At 71.0% G+C, this 17,776-nt stretch carries 18 protein-coding genes; 7 read left to right on the top strand and 11 right to left on the bottom strand.

All coding sequences use genetic code 11. The features are described from left to right. Window positions 1-263: 263 nt before the first annotated feature. Together proC and VFN12_RS15555 are read right to left on the bottom strand one after the other, a co-directional pair. Window positions 264-1,067 carry a pyrroline-5-carboxylate reductase gene (gene proC / locus VFN12_RS15560; protein ID WP_325119655.1) on the bottom strand — a complete coding sequence of 268 codons (804 nt, stop codon included), beginning with the start codon at window positions 1,065-1,067 and terminating at the stop codon, window positions 264-266. A gap of 42 nt (window positions 1,068-1,109) precedes the next feature. After that, complete coding sequence (locus VFN12_RS15555; protein WP_325119656.1) at window positions 1,110-2,054, bottom strand: proline dehydrogenase family protein; 945 nt, start codon at window positions 2,052-2,054, stop codon at window positions 1,110-1,112. A gap of 194 nt (window positions 2,055-2,248) precedes the next feature. Here VFN12_RS15555 and VFN12_RS15550 point away from each other — a divergent pair, with 194 nt between their 5' ends. Continuing rightward, the gene (locus VFN12_RS15550; protein WP_325119654.1) at window positions 2,249-3,607 is read left to right on the top strand and encodes a chitobiase/beta-hexosaminidase C-terminal domain-containing protein; all 1,359 of its coding nucleotides are present in this window, start codon (window positions 2,249-2,251) and stop codon (window positions 3,605-3,607) included. A 75-nt stretch (window positions 3,608-3,682) separates the two neighbouring features. Here VFN12_RS15550 and VFN12_RS15545 read toward each other — a convergent pair whose 3' ends face one another. The 5 genes from VFN12_RS15545 to VFN12_RS15525 all read right to left on the bottom strand — a co-directional run bounded on the left by VFN12_RS15545 (window position 3,683) and on the right by VFN12_RS15525 (window position 7,520). Beyond that, a complete protein-coding gene (locus VFN12_RS15545) occupies window positions 3,683-4,420 on the bottom strand; it encodes an ABC transporter permease (protein ID WP_325119653.1) in 738 nt (245 codons plus the stop codon). Continuing rightward, window positions 4,417-5,112, bottom strand: coding sequence for an ABC transporter ATP-binding protein (locus tag VFN12_RS15540; RefSeq protein ID WP_325119652.1), 696 nt, complete (start codon window positions 5,110-5,112; stop codon window positions 4,417-4,419). The genes VFN12_RS15545 and VFN12_RS15540 overlap by 4 nt, the downstream gene beginning before the upstream one ends. 88 nt (window positions 5,113-5,200) lie before the next feature. Beyond that, on the bottom strand, window positions 5,201-5,794 hold the full coding sequence (locus VFN12_RS15535) for a TetR family transcriptional regulator (RefSeq protein WP_325119651.1): 594 nt from the start codon (window positions 5,792-5,794) through the stop codon (window positions 5,201-5,203). After that, window positions 5,791-6,582 (bottom strand): sugar phosphate isomerase/epimerase, encoded by a 792-nt coding sequence (locus VFN12_RS15530; protein WP_325119650.1) that lies wholly within the window; start codon window positions 6,580-6,582, stop codon window positions 5,791-5,793. Before VFN12_RS15530 ends, VFN12_RS15535 begins: the two co-directional genes overlap by 4 nt. A gap of 2 nt (window positions 6,583-6,584) precedes the next feature. Continuing rightward, complete coding sequence (locus tag VFN12_RS15525; protein WP_325119649.1) at window positions 6,585-7,520, bottom strand: Ppx/GppA phosphatase family protein; 936 nt, start codon at window positions 7,518-7,520, stop codon at window positions 6,585-6,587. A gap of 36 nt (window positions 7,521-7,556) precedes the next feature. On the opposite strand from VFN12_RS15525, the gene VFN12_RS15520 reads away from it, so the two are divergent. The 3 genes from VFN12_RS15520 to VFN12_RS15510 all read left to right on the top strand — a co-directional run bounded on the left by VFN12_RS15520 (window position 7,557) and on the right by VFN12_RS15510 (window position 9,969). After that, window positions 7,557-8,321, top strand: a complete 765-nt coding sequence (locus tag VFN12_RS15520; RefSeq protein ID WP_325119648.1) for a hypothetical protein — start codon at window positions 7,557-7,559, stop codon at window positions 8,319-8,321. A gap of 201 nt (window positions 8,322-8,522) precedes the next feature. Further along, window positions 8,523-9,161, top strand: a complete 639-nt coding sequence (locus tag VFN12_RS15515; RefSeq protein WP_325119647.1) for a VOC family protein — start codon at window positions 8,523-8,525, stop codon at window positions 9,159-9,161. 79 nt (window positions 9,162-9,240) lie between these two features. Further along, window positions 9,241-9,969 carry a class I SAM-dependent methyltransferase gene (locus VFN12_RS15510; protein WP_325119646.1) on the top strand — a complete coding sequence of 243 codons (729 nt, stop codon included), beginning with the start codon at window positions 9,241-9,243 and terminating at the stop codon, window positions 9,967-9,969. A 35-nt stretch (window positions 9,970-10,004) separates the two neighbouring features. On the opposite strand, the gene VFN12_RS15505 is transcribed toward VFN12_RS15510, so the two are convergent. Further along, window positions 10,005-11,036: a LacI family DNA-binding transcriptional regulator gene (locus tag VFN12_RS15505; RefSeq protein ID WP_325119645.1), complete on the bottom strand. Its 1,032-nt coding sequence runs from the start codon at window positions 11,034-11,036 to the stop codon at window positions 10,005-10,007. A 69-nt stretch (window positions 11,037-11,105) separates the two neighbouring features. Between VFN12_RS15505 and radA the strand changes: the two genes are divergently transcribed. Beyond that, window positions 11,106-12,500 carry a DNA repair protein RadA gene (gene radA, locus VFN12_RS15500; protein ID WP_325119644.1) on the top strand — a complete coding sequence of 465 codons (1,395 nt, stop codon included), beginning with the start codon at window positions 11,106-11,108 and terminating at the stop codon, window positions 12,498-12,500. 42 nt (window positions 12,501-12,542) lie between these two features. Next, window positions 12,543-13,625 carry a DNA integrity scanning diadenylate cyclase DisA gene (disA, locus tag VFN12_RS15495; protein WP_325119643.1) on the top strand — a complete coding sequence of 361 codons (1,083 nt, stop codon included), beginning with the start codon at window positions 12,543-12,545 and terminating at the stop codon, window positions 13,623-13,625. A gap of 140 nt (window positions 13,626-13,765) precedes the next feature. Here the strand turns inward: disA and VFN12_RS15490 are convergent, their stop codons facing one another. Next, a complete protein-coding gene (locus VFN12_RS15490; protein ID WP_325119642.1) occupies window positions 13,766-14,506 on the bottom strand; it encodes a hypothetical protein in 741 nt (246 codons plus the stop codon). A gap of 83 nt (window positions 14,507-14,589) precedes the next feature. On the opposite strand from VFN12_RS15490, the gene VFN12_RS15485 reads away from it, so the two are divergent. Continuing rightward, a complete protein-coding gene (locus VFN12_RS15485) occupies window positions 14,590-15,471 on the top strand; it encodes an A/G-specific adenine glycosylase (RefSeq protein WP_325119641.1) in 882 nt (293 codons plus the stop codon). Here the strand turns inward: VFN12_RS15485 and VFN12_RS15480 are convergent. Together VFN12_RS15480 and VFN12_RS15475 are read right to left on the bottom strand one after the other, a co-directional pair. Beyond that, window positions 15,437-16,486, bottom strand: a complete 1,050-nt coding sequence (locus VFN12_RS15480; protein WP_325119640.1) for a glycosyltransferase family 2 protein — start codon at window positions 16,484-16,486, stop codon at window positions 15,437-15,439. The two genes, VFN12_RS15485 and VFN12_RS15480, sit on opposite strands and share 35 nt — an antisense overlap. 91 nt (window positions 16,487-16,577) lie before the next feature. Beyond that, window positions 16,578-17,776, bottom strand: a 1,199-nt coding sequence (locus VFN12_RS15475) for an AAA family ATPase (RefSeq protein WP_325119639.1), incomplete at its 5' end; no start/stop codon positions are given.

Here is a 17,776-nt window from a genome sequence, read left to right as displayed (position 1 = left end):
ATGGGATGACTGGGCCCGAAGCTGTAGTCGGTCAGGGTGGAGTCGAAAACCACCGTGGCCGGGCCGGGACATTCGGGCATGGGTCGACGCTACTCGCATGTAACACGCCGTCCACGGCACTACCCGCGCGTTGCAGCGGCGTGGAGGAACGGAAAACGGCGTGTGACATCCGAGCAGGGCGACGTCCTGCCGGGGGCTGCACTGGCGCTGGCCCAGCGGACACCAGCGTTGAAGAGCTGCGCCGGGTCTGACCGGGCAAAGAGTCAGGAGCCGGCGGCCAGCGACCGGGAGCGGTCGCGGGCGGCTTCCATGGCGGCGAGGAAGGCGGCTCGCACCTCGTGGATCTCGAGCTCGCGCAGCGCGGCGGCCGTGGTGCCACCCGGGGAGGTGACCTGCTCGCGCAGCACGACCGGGTGGGCGCCGGTCTCGCGCAGCATGTGGGCGGAGCCGACGACGGTCTGCACGACGAGCTCGGTCGCGGTCGCCCTCGGCAGTCCGAGGTGTACGCCGGCCTCGATCATCGACTCGACCACGAAGAAGATGTAGGCCGGCCCGGAGCCGGAGATGGCGGTGACCGCGTCCATCTGCCGCTCGGGGATCCGCAGCACCTTGCCCGTCGACGCCATGAGCGACTCCGCCTCGGCGAGGTGGTCGTCGTCGCAGTGCGACCCGGGCGCGATCGCGGCCATCCCCTCGTCGACGAGGGCAGGCGTGTTGGGCATGACCCGGACGACGGCCACGCCCTCGGGCACCCGGGCCTCGATGAAGGCCGTCGTGATGCCGGCCGCCAGCGACACGAGCAGCTGGCCGGGCTTGAGCTCGCCCGCGATCTCGGACAGCAGGTCGTCCATGTCCTGCGGCTTGACCACCACGGCGATGGTCTCGGCCTTGCGGGTCGCCTCGACGTTGGAGCAGACGGCGACGCCGTACCGCTCCTCCAGCTCGCGAGCCCGCTCCGGTCGCTTCTCGCCGATCAGCAGGTTGTCGACGCGACGGCCCGCGCGGACCAGGCCGGAGAGCAGCGTCTCCCCCATCACCCCGGCTCCGAGGATGGCGGTCTGGCTCATCGGGACCCCCCTAGGTTCCTGGACTTCGTCGCCGCTGCCGCCTCACTTCTTCGAGATCAGCGACTTCGCGAAGAATGACAGGTTCTGCGGCCGCTCGGCCAGACGTCTCATGAGGTAGCCGTACCACTCCTGGCCGTAGGGCACGTACACCCGGACCGTCTCGCCCCGGTCGGCGAGGCGCTTCTGCTCCTCCGGCCGGATGCCGTAGAGCATCTGGAACTCGTAGGACCCCTTGGCACGCCCGAACCTGCTGGCGAGGGTCGTGCCGATCTCGACCATCCGTGGGTCGTGGGTCGCGATCATGGGGTACCCCTGTCCACCCAGCAGGACCTTGAGGCAGCGGACGAACGACTTGTCGACCTCGAGACGCTCCTGGAACGCCACGGACTCGGGCTCGTTGTAGGCGCCCTTGCACAGCCGCACCCGGGACCCCTCGTAGGCCAGCGCCCGGCAGTCGGCCTCGGTGCGGTGCAGGTAGGCCTGCAGGACGGCGCCGGTCTCCGGGAAGTCCTTGCGCAGCTCGCGGAGGATGGCCAGCGTCGAGTCGGTCGTGGTGTGGTCCTCCATGTCGAGGGTGACCGTGGTGCCGGCGTTGCGCGCCGCCCGACAGATGGTCCGGGCGTTCTCCAGTGCGATCTTGTGTCCGCCCTCGAACCCGGCGTTGTCGGGGAGGGCCTGTCCGATGGCCGACAGCTTGACGGAGACCTCGGCCGAACGGGTCAGGCCACGGGCCGCCAGCTCCTGGAGCAGGTCGACGTACGCCGCGACGGTGGCCTCGGCCTGCTCCACGTCGAGCGTGTCCTCGCCGAGGAAGTCCAGGGTTGCCCTCAGCCCGTCGGCGGCCAGGCCGGACGTCGCGTCGACCGCTGCTTCGGTCGACTCGCCGGGGACATAGCTGGTGACGATCCCGGAGGAGACCGGCAGCGTGCTGACGAGCCTCTTGACCCGTTCGCTTCGGGCCAGGAACAGGATCGGCTGGCGGAGCAGAGACATGTCTCAGAGGTTACGCGAGCCCGACCCGGGCACCGGCCGCCCCGTGTTTGCGCCACTTTGACGGCGGGCCCTCATCCTGCGAGAAGCCGTCGAGGCTTCTTGGCGGCACGGGACCGCGGCAGGTCGGAGGACGACCGATGAACAGAGCGCACCACATTCACACGACCTCGACGCGCGGGAGGTCCAGGTTGACCCGACGCCGCAAGGCCACCGTCGCGGCCGCTGCCGCGATCATCGTCACGACCCCGGCCATGGCGGCCGCCGTCATCGAGACGCCGCCGCAGCCACCACTCGAGGTCGTCGTCTTCCCGGAGCGGGACTTCGTGGTGACCGAGGGAGGGCCCGGAGGGATGGCTCTCAACTTCGAGATCCTCCGCAACGGCGTGGTCATCGGCAGGGCCAGCAGCTCGCAGGTGACTCCTCCGCTGCTGACCGACCCCACCGGACTGGTCGAGGTCAACCACCCCGGTGGCCTCTGCTGGCAGGGCGTGACCCCGAACATCCTTCCCGGGGACGTCCTCAGGGTCACCGATGAGGCCAACCCGGCCAACGGCTACCAGGTGCAGACCCAGGGCGTGCGGGCGACCTCGACCGAGATCGCCCCCAACGGCACCACCGTGGTGGTCCACGGCGTGGCCACCATCAACGGCGGGAACACACCCATGCCGCTGGGTCGCGTCGAGCAGCGGATCATCAACCCCGACTTCCGGGAGCCTCCGTTCCCGATGGAGCGCCGGGACATCCGTGCCACCACGGACGACGGCAACCTCGTGCGCGACCCCGCCGTCAACGGTGGGTTCATCGCGACCCACACGCTGGCTCAGCCGGAGCAGGCGCAGAAGGCCCTCGCCGGTCAGACCCGGGTGCTCGGCTGGATGCAGACTGCCGCGAACGGTGACCGGATGGGCATCACCATCTGGGAGGAGGACGAGGCCGGCGGGCCCGGATTCGGCGGCTGCCCACAGGCCGCGGACTACGCGGTCACCGCGTTCAGCCAGAGGGCGATCAGGGTCGGCACCAAGGGGCTCACCGTCAGTGGCACCGCGAACGACGCGACCGGTGTCCGAGTCACCTTGGTGGACGGCGCCGCAGCGACGCCCGACCCCTCCAGGGCGGCGACGCTGAGCGCCGGCGCTCCGAAGACCTTCCGGGCCAGCTTCACCGCGCGGCAGCTTCGTCGGCTCCGCGACGGCCGGGTCCGTGCGGTCGGCAGCTACACCGTCGGTGGCACCGAGATCAGCGGCGTCATCAGGACCATCGTCAAGGACCTCAGGGCACCCAAGCCCGCGCAGTCCGACACGAGGAGCGGTGCCTACCGTGGGGCCCAGTCCGTGGCCCTCTTCCGGGCGGCAGGCGAGTCCAGGACCTCGCGGATCTTCTACACGACCAACGGAAGGAAGCCCGGGCTCGGCTCGCTGAGGTTCCGGCGAGCGATCAGGATCACCTCCACCAAGACCCTTCGGGCCGTGGTGATCGACCAGGCAGGCAACAAGAGCGTCAGCAACTGCAGGACCGGAAAGGGCTGCTGGCGGATCAGGATCCGATGACCCGCGACTGACGCTGCAGAACTGACGGCGGTGCGGACCCCGGTGGGTCCGCGCCGCCGTTCCTTCGGCTCACCTTCAGGGAGTACGCCGGCGCAGCGTCGCCGCACCCAGGGCGAGTCCGGACAGGGCGAACGCAGTCACGATCCCCACGTCCGGCCAGACCTCCGAGGTGTCGGCCGTTCGGGTCAGCGTCTGCATCGCCTCGACCGCGTACGACAGCGGCAGGACGTTGCTGATCGCCTCGAGGACCTCCGGCAGCACCTCGCGCGGGACGAACAGGCCGCACAGCAGGATCTGCGGGACCACCAGGGCGGGCATGAACTGGACGGCCTGGAACTCGGTCTGCGCGAACGCCGAGACGAACAGCCCGAGCGCGCTGCCGAGCACGGCATCGGCCACGGCGACGACGGTGAGCAGCCAGACCGGGCCGACCACCTCGAGCCCGAGCAGGCCGACGCTGATCCCGACCGCCAGTGCGGACTGGAGTGCGGCCATCAGCCCGAAGGCCAGGGCGTAGCCGCCGAGGAAGTCGAGCTTCCCCATCGGCATGGCCAGCAGGCGCTCGAGGGTCCCGCTGCTGCGCTCGCGCAGCGTGGTGACCGAGGTGACCAGGAACATCACGATGAAGGGGAACAGCGCGAGCAGCGCCGGCCCGATCCGGTCGAAGACCCCCTGTGAGACCTCGGCGAACATCCACCACAGGAGGGTCATCAGCAGACAGGGCAGGACCAGCAGCATCACCAGGGTGCGGTGGTCGCGACGGATCTGGGTCAGCACCCGGGTGGCGACGGCGAGGAGGATCCGGGGGTTCATGACGCGTCCGCCGTCACGATGGCGAGGAAGGCGGACTCGATGTTCACCGAGCCGTTCTGGTCCCTGATCTCCCCGGGTGTGCCGTCGGCGATGATCCGGCCCTCGCGCATCAGCATCAACCGGTCACACCGCTCGGCCTCGTCCATGACATGGCTGGAGACGAAGACCGAGGAGCCGGCGTCCGCGATCCGGTGGAAGAGCGCCCAGAGGTCGCGGCGCAGCACGGGGTCCAGCCCCACCGTCGGCTCGTCGAGCACCAGCAGGTCGGGGTGGCCGAGCAGCGCGACGGCCAGGCTGGCCCGGGAGCGCTGCCCGCCACTGAGGCGCCCGACGACCTGGTCTGCGTGGGAGCGCAGGTCGACGGCGTCGATGCTGCGGTCGACGTCGTCCCGGCCGACCCCGAGGACCTTGGCGAAGAAGCGCAGGTTCTCGGTGACGGTGAGGTCGTCATAGACGCTGGGATCCTGGGTGAGGTAGCCGATCCGGTGCCGGAGGCCCTTGCTTCCAGCCTCCTCGCCGAACACCTCGACCGTCCCCGACGCCAGCTCCTGGACGCCGACCAGGGACCGCATCAGCGTGGACTTGCCGCACCCGGACGGTCCGAGCAGGCCGGTCACACCGCCCCGCCCGATCGTGAAGGTCAGCCCGTCGAGCACCTGCCGCCCGCCGCGGGTCACGACGAGGTCCCTCACCTCAACCGCGTTATTCATCATGCGTTGAATTATGCTCCGGGCCCGGCGGTGACGCAAGGGCCTCAGGACCCGTATCCGGACGGCGGGATCAGGGAAGGGGCCCGGTGAGGTAACGCTGGATCGTCGGTGCGTAGATGGCGACCAGCTCGTCGGTCGTCATGGAGGCGAGCGGCTCCACCTCGAGCAGGTAACGCACGATGATCAGGCCGAAGACCTGGCTCGCGACCAGCGGCATCCGGCGTCCGGGCTCGTCGATGCCGAGGGCGACGCCGACCGGGCCGATCACGACCTCGAGGAACCCGTCACGCACCAGTCGCTGGCCCGAGGGCTCGAGCAGCCCGCGCACCAGGCCGAGCAGGGGCAGCCGGTTGGCCGGGTCGTCCCACACGGAGAGGAACACCCGCAGCATTCGCTCGCCGGCACCGTCGGGCCCCTGCTCGATGGCCGGGCCGAGGACGACCCGGGGATCCACCGGCAGCTCGAGAGCGGCGACGAACAGGTCGTCCTTGGTGCCGAAGTAGTGGTGCACCAGGGCCGCGTCCACCCCGGCGTCGGCCGCGACCGCACGGATCGTCGTACCGGAGAAGCCTGCGGTGGCGAACTGTGCGCGGGCCGCGGCCAGGATCGCCGATCGGGTGTCCGGACCTCCCGGTCGGCGGCCCCGAGGGGCGCGGGTGCTCACTTCGCCGGCACCGCGAAGTGCTCACGCGCGAAGTCGAGCGACTCCTTGAGGTCGCGCTCCCGCTCCGCACGGTCCACGCACTTGCGGGTGTTGATCTCGACCACCACGTCACCGGAGAAGCCGGAGCGGGCGGCGTGGGCGAGGAAGGCATCGGCGCCGACCGACCCGCGTCCCGGCACGAGGTGCTCGTCCTTGGCCGAGCCGCTTCCGTCGGTGAGGTGGATGTGCCGCAGCCGTTCGCCGAGCCGTTCGGCCATGGCGACCGGGTCGGACCGCGCGATCGAGGCGTGCGAGAGGTCGATGGTGGTGTTGGCGTACGACTCCTCCGAGGGATCCCACCCCGGCAGGTACATCTCCATCCCCCGACGCGAGGACGCCCGCCACGGGTACATGTTCTCCACCGCGAAGGCGATCTCCGTCGACTCCTCCAGCGCGGCGATGCCGTCGACGAAGTTGGCGGCGTACTCACGCTGCCAGCGGAACGGCGGATGCACCACGACCACCTCCGCCCCGACCGCGGCGGCCATCTCGGCCGAGCGCTGGAGCTTGCCCCAGGGCTCCGTGCCCCAGACCCGCTGGGTGAACAGCAGGCAGGGCGCGTGGATCGCGCAGACGTCGATGGAATGGTGATCGGCGAGCTGCCGGATGGCCGAGATCTGCTGGCTGAGCGCGTCGATGCCGACCATCACCTCGACGGCGTCGTACCCCAGGGCGGCGGCGTAGGCGAAGGCGTGCGCCGAGGACTCGGGGTACACCGAGGCGGTCGAGAGGCCGATTTTCCCTGACATGGTCAACTGGACCGGCTGATCCGGTCGATGCGCTCGAGGATGAGGCCCTCGCGAAGGGCCCACGGGCAGATCTCGAGCTCGTCGAGGTCGAAGATGTCCATCACCGCCTCCGCCACCAGCGCTCCGGGCACGATCTGGTGGGTGCGGCTCGACGACACGCCCGGCAGGTCGGCCAGGGCCTCGCGGCTCATGGTCATCAACTTGGGAACCCAGTCGGCGAGCTCTGCGGCCTGCAGCACCCGCTCGACGAGAGGCCCGTCCGCCGAGGGGGCTGCCCCGCAGATGCGCGCCAGCGAGCGGAAGGTCTTGGAGGTGGCGACCGCGTGGTCGGGGCGTCCCGGACGGAGCACGCTGCCGGCGTGCTGGGCGATGTCGGCCCGGATCTGGCGACGCAGCTGCCGCACCCCCTCGTCGTCGGGCGGGCCGTCGCGGAACCACCTGCCGGCGAGACGGGCGGCACCGAGCGGGAGCGAACGTGCGACGTCCGGGGTCTCGTCGCCCCCCGCGGCGATCTCCAGCGACCCCCCGCCGATGTCGAAGACCGCCAGCCGGCCCGACGACCAGCCGAACCAACGGCGTACGGCGAGGAAGGTCAGCCGCGCCTCGTCCTCACCCGTGAGCACCTGGAGCACCACGCCCGTGCTCTCGCGCACGTGGTCGAGGACGTCGCCGGCGTTGTGCGACTCCCTCACCGCCGAGGTCGCGAAACCGAGCATCTCCTCACAGCCCTTGTCCTCCGCGACCCGCAGCGCCTTGTGGGTGAAGTCGGTGAGCGCGTCGATCCCGGCCGCCGAGACCTCGCCGTCCTCGTCGAGGTGCTCGGCGAGCCGGAGCGGCTCCTTGTACGAGTACGCCGGCAGCGGTGCGGCGCCGTCGTGTGCGTCCACCACCAGCAGGTGCCCGGTGTTGGAGCCGATGTCCAGAACGCCCAACCGCATGGGGACACGTTACTGCCGCGAACGTAGGGTGGTGCCGTGCCCGAAGTCGACCTGGTCTTTCCCCGTGCGTGGGTCGAGTTCGTCGATCCGGCCGACGAGTCCCAGATGATGCGGTGCGACCTCACCTGGTTGACGTCCAGCTACATGTGCATCTTCGGCCAGGGTTGCCCCGGGATCTACCAGGAGTCGCCCGACACCGGCTGCTGCACCCTGGGCGCGCACTTCGCCGACAAGGACGACGAGAAGCGCGTCGCGTCGTTCGTCTCCCAGCTCGACGACAAGCACTGGCAGTTCCGGCCCGAGGGCAAGAAGGTCCGCAAGTCGGACTGGATCGAGACCGATGACGACGGCGAACGCAAGACGCTCACCGTCGAGCACCACGGGCAGAGCGCCTGCATCTTCCACAACCGCGCCGACTTCCACTCCGGGGCGGGCTGCGCCCTGCACGGCCTCGCCCTGACCCAGGGGCGGGAGCCGCTCGAGACGAAGCCAGACGTCTGCTGGCAGCTGCCGATCCGCCGCACCTTCCGGACGGTGGAGCGGCAGGACGGCACGTCGTACACCGAGGTGTCGATCGGCGAGTACGACCGGCGCGGCTGGGGTCCGGGCGGGCACGACCTGGACTGGTACTGCTCGGGCAACACCGAGGCACACGTGGCCGTGGATCCGGTCTTCGTCACGCACGCGGCCGAGCTCACCGAGCTGATGGGCAAGCCGGCGTACGCCGAGCTGGTGCGGCACTGCGAGGCCCACGTGCGATCGCGCTCGGCCCTCGCGCTGCACCCAGCCGATCCCCACTGACCCCAGGGGCGCTCACTCCTCAGCCGATCCATGCACTTCTCAGCCGTTGCATTGCCCGGGAAGTGTCGGTTTCCCCGGCGAGCCGGGGAATCCGACGAGTCCCGGCAAGCCACCAAATGAAACCGCCATCGACATTCTCGATGTCAAGAGAGATTGACCCCGATGTCGGCCGAACCTTCCGCGTTGTCGAGAATGCTGAGCATGCGCCTGGACCATCTCTCGTACGCAGCAGGACCAGATGGCCTGGCCAGCACTGCCCATCGCATCGGGGGACTGCTCGGCCGGGAATTCACCTACGGGGGTGTCCATCCGCGCTTCGGGACTCGCAACATGATCCTGCCCCTCGCCGACCGCACCTACCTCGAGGTCGTCGAGGTGCTCGACCACCCCGCCTCGGACAAGGCGCCCTTCGGGCAGGCCGTCCGCGCCCGATCCGCCCTCGGTGGTGGCTGGCTCGGCTGGGTCGTGGCGGTGTCCGACATCGCCGAGGTCGAGACGCGGCTCGGCCGGGAGGCCGCGACCGGCAACCGCTACCGTCCCGATGGCACCGAGCTCAGCTGGAAGCAGATCGGCATCAACGGGCTGATCGCCGACCCGCAGCTGCCCTTCTTCGTGGAGTGGCTCTCCCCCGAGGAGCTCCATCCCAGCGTCGGCGCCGACCCCGACTACTCCCTGGCCTGCCTGGAGATCGCCGGAGACCCCAAGCGCGTGAGCGACTGGCTCGGCGAGACGGTGGAGGCACCCCTCGAGGACGTCAAGGTCGACTGGGTCGCCCCGCACGGGACCCCCGGGATCATCGCCGCCCAGGTGCAGACCCCCGGCGGACTGGTACGGATCTGAGCGAGCAGTGTCACGCGCCGGAGGCGCGGGGCACGTCGCGAGTGAGGTTGAGCAAGCCCCACGACCGAGGAACGAGGTCGTGACGGGCGGGTCGAAACCCGGCGACCCGAGAGCGAACGTCGCCTCAGGCGCGATCCCGAGCCCGAACATCTGGCGTCACACGGCGACGTACGAGATCGAGAACCGGGCCGTCGACCGCACCGGCCGCCTGGAGGACGAGATGCGCGCGATCGACGACTGGGCCGGCCGCGACGTGCTCGACGTCGGTTGCGGCACCGGCTTCCACCTGCCGCGCTTCGCGGCAACCGCGGCTTCGGTCACCGGCGTCGAGCCGCATGGCGACCTCGCGGCTCTCGCGCGCAGGCGCACCCGGTCGTGGCCGTCGGTGACGGTGCTGAAGGGCACCGCCCAGGACCTTCCGGTGGCCGATGGCTCGGTGGACGTGGTGCACGCGCGCTGGGCCTACTTCTTCGGGCCGGGGTGCGAGCCCGGGCTGGCCGAGCTGGATCGCGTCGTACGACGCGGGGGCACTGCGTTCGTGATCGACAACGACGCGACGCGCTCGACCTTCGGCCGGTGGTTCCGTCGGGGCTACCCGTCCGTCGACCCGCAGTCCGTCGAGCGGTTCTGGTCCACGCGGGGCTGGCGTCGTACTCCGGTGGACGTCGAGTGGCACTTCGACTCCCGTGCCGACCTGGAGAGTGTGGTGCGGATCGAGTTCAACCGCGAGCTGGCCGACCAGATCATCCGCGAGCACGAGGGGACGACGGTCGACTACGCGGTCAACCTCTGGTCCCGAGGCTTCTGACCGGCTCCTGCGCGCTGGCCGTCGAGCAACGAGCGTCAGCAGGTCCCGCGGACGATCAGCTCCGGCGCGAGGAGGACGCCACGGGACTCCGCCGGCGGATGGCCGAGCAGACCCTCGAGGGCCCGCACCACCTCGACCGCGACCTCCTCCAGCGGCTGGCGGACCGAGGTGAGGCCGGGCGGGACCACCTGCGCCACCTGGGAGTCGTCGAACCCGACGACGGCGACGTCACGGCCCACGGCCAGGTTGCGCTCGGACAGGGTGTGCATGACCCCCATGGCCAGCGTGTCCGACGCGCACACGAAGGCGGTCGGGCCGGCCTCGTCGAGCAGGACACCCGATGCCTCCCGTCCGCTGGCGACGCTCTCCTCGACGCGGGAGGCGAGGCCGCTCGTGGGCAGCCCGCGGGAGCGCATCGTCCGGCTCCAGCCGGAACGACGGTCCTCGCCGATGAACGACTCCTTGCGCCAGCCGATCCACGCGATCCGCTCGTGCCCGAGGTCGATCAGGTGGCTGGTGGCGAGCTCGGTGCCCGCCGCTCCGTCCACGTCGACCCACGGATGGGCGGCATCAGGGTTGTCCCAGGGCCGGCCGAACGCGACGAACGGCGCCCGCCTCGACTCGAGCCATGCGGCCTGCGGGTTTCCGAGGTAGGTGTCGGTCGCGACGAAGGCGTCGACCGCGGTGGAGCGCAGGAGGTCGTCGTAGCCCGCGGTCGGGTCGTCGAGGTCGCCCGGGAAGAGCAGGACGTGGTAGCCGGCGGCGCTCGACGTCTCGACCAGCGAGTGCACGAACCGGTCCACCATCGCGTTGGCGGTGCCCTCCTGGGCGGGGGTGAACCTGAGGCCGATCAGCTGCGAGCTGCGGGTCCGCAGGTTGCGGGCCGCCCGGTTGGGTGAGTAGCCGAGCTCGTCGATCGCCTCCTGCACCCGGGTCAGCGTGTCGGACCGGAGCAGGTCGGGGTTGTTGACCGCGTTCGAGACCGTCTGCCGGGAGACGCCCGCCAGCTCGGCGACGTCGGCGAGAGTCGGGGGCGCGGTCGGGACGCGCCCGGGAATCCGCGACATCGACCCTCCTTGATCGTTCCAAACGCATCATACGGGAGGCTGTCGGCCCCGTGGCCTAGCGTTCGGGCCATGGCGAAGGCAACCCGACCCACGTTCCGGTGCAGTGAGTGCGGCTGGGAGACCGCCAAGTGGGTGGGCAGGTGTGGCGAGTGCCAGGCCTGGGGCTCGGTCGCCGAGCTGGCCGCGCCGACCACCCGGGCGGCTGCCGCTCCGGTCAGCCGCCCTGCGGTCCCGATCGGGCAGGTGTCGGTGGAGGAGTCGGCGTTCCGCTCCAGCGGGGTGCCGGAGCTCGACCGGGTCCTCGGCGGAGGGCTGGTGCCGGGCGCCGCGATCCTGCTCGCCGGCGAGCCTGGGGTCGGCAAGAGCACCCTCCTGCTGGAGGTCGCGGCCCAGACCGCCCGCTACCAGCGACGCACCCTCTACGTCACCGGAGAGGAGTCCGCCTCCCAGGTCCGGCTCCGCGCCGACCGCACCGGCGGCGTCCACGACGAGCTCTACCTCGCGGCCGAGACCGACCTCGGCGCCGTGCTCACCCACATCGACGAGGTGCGCCCGAGCCTGCTCGTTGTCGACTCGATCCAGACGATCGGCGCTGCCGACCTCGAGGGCGTGCCCGGCGGCGTCACCCAGGTCAAGGAGGTGGCGGCGGCCCTGATCCGGCTGGCCAAGACCCGCAACATCACCACGGTCCTCGTCGGCCACGTCACCAAGGACGGCTCGATCGCCGGGCCCCGGGTGCTCGAACACGTCGTCGACGTCGTGCTGGGCTTCGAGGGCGACCGCAACTCCCGCTTCCGCATGCTCCGCGCCATGAAGAACCGCTTCGGCCCGGTCGACGAGGTGGGCTGCTTCGACCTGTCCCACGAGGGCATCTCCGCCGTCACCGATCCGACCGGGCTGTTCGTGGAGAACCACCAGCAGCAGGTCCCCGGTACCTGCGTCGCGGTCACCATGGAGGGCCGGAGGCCACTGCTCGCCGAGGTGCAGGCGCTGGTGACCCGCAGTGCCGCAGAGCGCCCGCGGCGCACGACCTCGGGCCTCGACTCGTCACGCGTCGCGATGGTCCTCGCCGTGCTCCAGCAACACTGCTCCATCCGGCTGCACGCCCATGACGTCTTCGTCTCGACCGTCGGGGGCGCCAAGCTGACCGAGCCGGCGAGCGACCTCGCGGTCGCCCTGGCGCTCGCCTCGGCCACCATCGGCGCACCCGCTCCCGCCGGAGTGGCTGCGATCGGCGAGATCGGCCTGGCCGGGGAGCTGCGCCGGGTCCGGGACCTGCCCCAGCGAGTGGCCGAGGCTGCCCGACTCGGATTCCGCACGGCCCTGGTCCCCAGCCGCCCCGGCGAGCGCGCCCCGCGTGCCGCCGACGGGATGGAGCTCGTCGAGGTCGCCGATGTCGCATCTGCCCTGCGGGCCCTGGAGCTCGCGAACACCGCGCCGGCGCGACTGCGTCCCCTAGACTGACGCCCGACACGGGATCGGGCACCGACGGGAGGGGGACGGACTGTGACGACGGACCGCTCCGACGAGGTCCTCCGCCTGCGGGCGACACTCGCGTCGATCGCGCCCGGCACCGCCCTGCGCGACGGGCTCGAGCGGGTGCTGCGCGGCCGCACCGGCGCCCTGATCGTGATGGGCCACGACCGCGTCGTCGAGTCGATCTCCACCGGAGGCTTCCAGCTCGACGTACCGTTCACCGCCACCGGGCTGCGTGAGCTGGCCAAGATGGACGGCGCGATCATCCTCGACAAGGACGTCACCCGGATCATCCGGGCCGCGGTCCACCTGATGCCCGACCACCACATCCACTCCGACGAGACCGGCACCCGCCACCGGACCGCCGACAGGGTGGCCAGGCAGACCGGGTTCCCGGTCATCTCGGTGTCGCAGTCGATGCAGATCATCGCCGCCTACGTCGGCGAGATCCGGCACGTGCTCGAGGACTCCGGCCAGATCCTCTCCCGTGCCAACCAGGCGCTCGCCACGCTGGAGCGCTACAAGCTGCGGCTCGACGAGGTCTCCAGCACGCTCTCCGCCCTCGAGATCGAGGACCTGGTCACGGTCCGTGACGTCGCCGTCGTGGCCCAGCGGCTGGAGATGGTCACCCGGATCGCCCGCGAGATCGAGGACTACGTGCTGGAGCTGGGCACCGACGGGCGCCTGCTGTCACTGCAGCTCGAGGAGCTCATCACCGGCGTCGACGCCGAACGAGAACTCGTGGTCCGCGACTACCTTCCCGCCGGGCGGCGGGCCAAGAGCGCGGCGGCCGCACTCGCCCGGCTCGAGGCCCTCTCCCCGACCGAGCTGGTCGACCCGGCCGCGGCGGCCAAGTCGCTCGGCCTGACCGGTTCCGAGCACCTCGACGGAGCGGTGGCGCCCCGCGGGTACCGGCTGCTGGCCAAGGTGCCGCGCCTTCCGGCCAGCGTGGTCGACCGGCTGGTCGAGCACTTCGGGACCCTGCAGAAGCTGCTGTCTGCGGGGGTCGACGACCTCCAGGCGGTCGACGGCGTGGGCGAGCTCCGGGCACGGAGCGTCCGTGAAGGGCTGTCGCGCCTCGCCGAGTCGACGATCCTTGAACGCTATGTGTGACTTCGTCACGCATCGCGTTCGATGGTGGTTGAGAGCGGAGACGCGCCAGCGGATCCGCTGATGGTGGTCGAGCGAGCCGCGCGAGTGAGCCTGCGAGCTCGCGACCGGCGTGTCGAGACCCGGTGAGCCGAAAGCAGACCTCAACCGCGAGACCTGTCCCGCTGCTTCCTGTCTGTCGACCTCGGCTTCGGCTCCACGGTCTTCGTGACGTGCTCGCCCTCGGGCCGCTCGAGCTGGAACTGCAGGTCGGACGGCTCGCCCGCCAGTGCCGCGGCCGCGACGTGGTACCAGCCGGGCAGTGCCCAGGGCGTCAGGTTGGAGCACTCCTCGTCCGAGCGCCTGGCATCCCAGACCACCTCGACCCGGGTGGACTCCGCACGCCGGAGGGTGACCTGCTCGTGGGGAACCGCCCGCGGGCAGTGTCGGCTCGTCCAGATCTCGTCGTCGCCCGAGGTGATCTTGAGGGTCAGGGAGCCCGGGGAGACCTCCCAGGTGCAGGCCTCCGAGACGATGGTCCGCAGCTCGAGGACGATGCGGACGTCGCGACCGGCCACCGGGCGGTCCACGGTCGGCGTCACGGCCACGTCCTCGTCGTCGCACGGCCCCTCAGGCATGGCGAGCGGCACGACCTCACGCCGCCCCTCCCCACGACCGGCCTTCCCGGTCGCGCCGGGAGAGTTGTCCGGCAGGGCCAGCGTGGTCGTCGCAACGGCGGCGGCCTGCGTGGCCTGCGCCTCGGCCTCCGGCTCCGAGGACGCGTCGCTCCCGGCCCCGAGGGCGCGGGCGATGCCGAACACGAGCAGCACAGCCGTCCCCAGCACCATCACCCGACGGGTCCAGTAGACCCGCGGCGACAACGGCCCCCGCGTCAGCCCGCTCATGGCGCCAACGCTAGTAACCCGGCGGCCGCTGATCGTGCTGCCACACCGGGACTCCCCCACGCAGCGCCCTAGGATCGTCGCCGATGACCGCATCCCCCGCCTCCGCGCTGCACGAGCCGATCCTGCGGTGGTACGACGACCACGCGCGCGAGCTGCCGTGGCGCAGCCCGGCCGCCGATGCGTGGTCGGTCATGGTCTCGGAGTTCATGCTCCAGCAGACACCGGTGGCGCGGGTCCTCCCCGTCCACGAGCAGTGGCTCGAGCGCTGGCCCACCCCGGCGGCCCTGGCCGCCGAGCGAACCGGTGAGGCGGTCCGGGCCTGGGGGCGGCTCGGCTATCCCCGGCGCGCACTGCGGCTGCATGCCGCCGCAACCGCCATCGTGGAGCACCACGGCGGCGAGGTGCCGCACTCCTACGACGACCTGATCGCCCTGCCCGGCGTCGGCGACTACACGGCTTCCGCGATCGCGGTCTTCGCCCACGGCAGGCGGCACGCGGTCCTCGACACCAACGTGCGCCGGGTGCTGGTCCGCGTCGTGACCGCGCAGGAGTTCCCCGGCCCGTCGGTGACCCGGGCGGAGCGCTCGCTGGCCGAGAGCCTGCTCCCACCCGACGACCCGACCGCGGCGACCTGGTCGGTGGCCCTCATGGAGCTGGGTGCCCTGGTCTGCACCGCGTCGGCGCCACGGTGCGGCGAGTGCCCGGTCAACGACCGGTGCGGGTGGCGGGCGGCCGGCCACCCGGCCTACGACGGACCGCCGCGACGAGGCCAGGCCTGGGCCGGGACGGACCGCCAGTGCCGCGGGCGGCTCATGGCGGTGCTGCGTGACGCCGACGGCCCGGTGCACCCGAGCCGGCTGGAGCGCGTCTGGCCCGACGAGGACCAGCGACGGCGCTGTCTCGACAGCCTGGTCGCCGACGGGCTGACGGTCAGGACCGGCGCAGGAGCCTACGCACTCCCCTGACAGCGCTCGCGTCTCCGCCCTCCCCCTCCTGCCCGGGATGGAAGTGACGCTTGGGCTCCGGGCGCACCGCGTCGAGGGCGGCGAGCATCGCGGCCCGCCCGCCGTCGGGGAACGCGCGTGGAGTCGCCTCACCGCGGCGCGGGTCCACCTCGACGAGCAGGCCGAGGTCGCGCAGCGTCTCGAAGTCGTCCTCGGTGGTGCGCTCGAAGAGCTTCATCAGGTAGATCCGTGCCTTCTCCTCGCCGAGGTTCTTGCCGATCAGCGCCCGCAGGGCGTCCGCGGTGGTGCCTCGCGCTGCCCGAAAGCTCGCGGTCGGGCCCGAGGCCACCATCGCCGTCCACTTCCGGACGAAGTCCTCGCCGGAGTACGACTCGTAGTGCAGCAGCCGCAGCGACTCGTGACGGAACACCTCGAGCGGCTCCCGGTCGAGGTCCAGCGCCTTGTGCAGCGTGAGCCAGCCGGCCTCCTGCGGCCGGATCCCGCTCTTGCCGAAGGCGTGGCCGTGGAAGTAGGCGCCGTTGCTCGGCTTGTCGATCACCCCGAGCGCGAACAGCAGGGCGAGGTCGTCGTCGCCGAGGGGTGTCTTGAACCAGGTCGGGTCCTCGTCCCAGTGCATCCGGCTGACCGCCTCGAGCGGCGCGAGCTGGACCGCCGGGACCTCCGCCGGGACCGTCTCCAGCACCTCGCGGTCGACCTGCACGACCTCGTCCCCGTCGACGTGGAACAGCCACTCGGCCCAGCCGAACCCGCTGAGCACCTGCTTGAGCAGGTTGGCATTGATCCGCTGGCGGAAGTTCAGCTGCGCCGGCCGGTCCCCGGCCCACCACTCCTTGCCCGTGGGGATGCAGGTGACATGAGGCTGGGTCTCCAGCCACTCCCGCACCTCCGCCTGGCCCTCGGCACCCGGTGCGTCCAGCAGGACGAACATGTGGTCGATGCCGCCCGCCAGGCTGCCCTGCACGAACCGCTGCACGTTGGGCAGGGTGTCCTTGACCGTGCTGGCCGTGAAGAGCATGCGGCGCATGCTACTGAACGCACGCTGCCCCTCACGGGCCGCGCCCGGTCGCGGTTGGAGCCGAACCTCGGACGGGTGGGCGAGAGGGAGCTCAGCCGGCTGCGCCGGCGCTTCCCTCGCCCTCGCCGCCCTGAGACTTCGGCACGTCCTTCGGCCCCTCGGCCTCCTCGGGCAGGCCACCGACCTCCGCGGTCTCCAGCGGCGGCAGGTCCGGCAGGTCGCCGATCTTCTGGCCGACAAAGGTGAACTTCGCGTTCGGGCCCTCGCCGTCGACGTCGACCAGCACGATCTGGCCAGGGCCGACTTCGCCGTAGAGCATCTTCTCGGCCAGGACGTCCTCGATCTCGCGCTGGACCGTCCGCCGCAGCGGGCGCGCGCCCAGCACCGGGTCGAAGCCCCGCTCGGCCAGCAGGTTCTTGGCCGGCTGGGTCAGCTCGAGCTTCATGTCGCGATCCTTGAGCCGGGTCTCGACGAACGCGATCATGTTGTCGACCATCGCGACGATCTGCGCCGGCGACAGCGGCGGGAAGACGATGATCTCGTCGACACGGTTGAGGAACTCCGGGCGGAAGTGCTGCTTGAGCTCGTCGGAGACCTTGGACTTCATCCGCTCGTAGGACCCAGCGGTGTCGCTGCCCTGCTGGAAGCCGAGATTGACGCCCTTGGCGATGTCGCGGGTTCCGAGGTTGGTGGTCATGATGATCACGCAGTTCTTGAAGTCCACGACCCGGCCCTGGCTGTCGGTCAGGCGACCTTCCTCCAGGATCTGCAGCAGGCTGTTGAAGATGTCGGGGTGGGCCTTCTCGACCTCGTCGAACAGCACCACCGAGAACGGCTTCCGCCGCACCTTCTCGGTGAGCTGGCCGCCCTCCTCGTAGCCGACGTATCCGGGCGGGGCGCCGACCAGCCGGGACGCGGTGTACCGGTCGTGGAACTCGCCCATGTCGACCTGGATCAGCGCGTCCTCGTCCCCGAACAGGAACTCGGCGAGCGCCTTGGTCAGCTCGGTCTTCCCCACGCCGGACGGGCCGGCGAAGATGAACGAGCCGGACGGCCGCTTCGGGTCCTTCAGGCCGGCGCGGGTGCGGCGGATCGCCTGCGAGACGGCCTTGACCGCCTGGTTCTGGCCGATGATCCGCTTGTGCAGTTCGTCTTCCATCTTCAGTAGCCGAGTCGTCTCCTCCTCGGTGAGCTTGAAGACGGGGATGCCGGTCCAGTTGGCCAGCACCTCGGCGATCAGCCCCTCGTCCACGGTGGCGTGCGTGGCGACGTCGCCGGAGCGCCACTGCT

The organism is Nocardioides sp. (genome assembly GCF_035703625.1).
Taxonomy (GTDB): domain Bacteria; phylum Actinomycetota; class Actinomycetes; order Propionibacteriales; family Nocardioidaceae; genus Nocardioides.
This window is presented reverse-complemented; position numbering and strand designations above follow the sequence as displayed.

What these genes read in the sequence shown, in the direction of transcription:
- proC (WP_325119655.1), bottom strand. Translation starts at nt 1,067, where the DNA reads ATGAGCCAGACCGCCATCCTCGGAGCCGGGGTGATGGGGGAGACGCTG.
- VFN12_RS15545 (WP_325119653.1), bottom strand. Translation starts at nt 4,420, where the DNA reads ATGAACCCCCGGATCCTCCTCGCCGTCGCCACCCGGGTGCTGACCCAG.
- VFN12_RS15530 (WP_325119650.1), bottom strand. Translation starts at nt 6,582, where the DNA reads ATGTCAGGGAAAATCGGCCTCTCGACCGCCTCGGTGTACCCCGAGTCC.
- VFN12_RS15525 (WP_325119649.1), bottom strand. Translation starts at nt 7,520, where the DNA reads ATGCGGTTGGGCGTTCTGGACATCGGCTCCAACACCGGGCACCTGCTG.
- VFN12_RS15515 (WP_325119647.1), top strand. Translation starts at nt 8,523, where the DNA reads ATGCGCCTGGACCATCTCTCGTACGCAGCAGGACCAGATGGCCTGGCC.
- VFN12_RS15505 (WP_325119645.1), bottom strand. Translation starts at nt 11,036, where the DNA reads ATGTCGCGGATTCCCGGGCGCGTCCCGACCGCGCCCCCGACTCTCGCC.
- radA (WP_325119644.1), top strand. Translation starts at nt 11,106, where the DNA reads ATGGCGAAGGCAACCCGACCCACGTTCCGGTGCAGTGAGTGCGGCTGG.
- VFN12_RS15490 (WP_325119642.1), bottom strand. Translation starts at nt 14,506, where the DNA reads ATGAGCGGGCTGACGCGGGGGCCGTTGTCGCCGCGGGTCTACTGGACC.
- VFN12_RS15485 (WP_325119641.1), top strand. Translation starts at nt 14,590, where the DNA reads ATGACCGCATCCCCCGCCTCCGCGCTGCACGAGCCGATCCTGCGGTGG.
- VFN12_RS15480 (WP_325119640.1), bottom strand. Translation starts at nt 16,486, where the DNA reads ATGCTCTTCACGGCCAGCACGGTCAAGGACACCCTGCCCAACGTGCAG.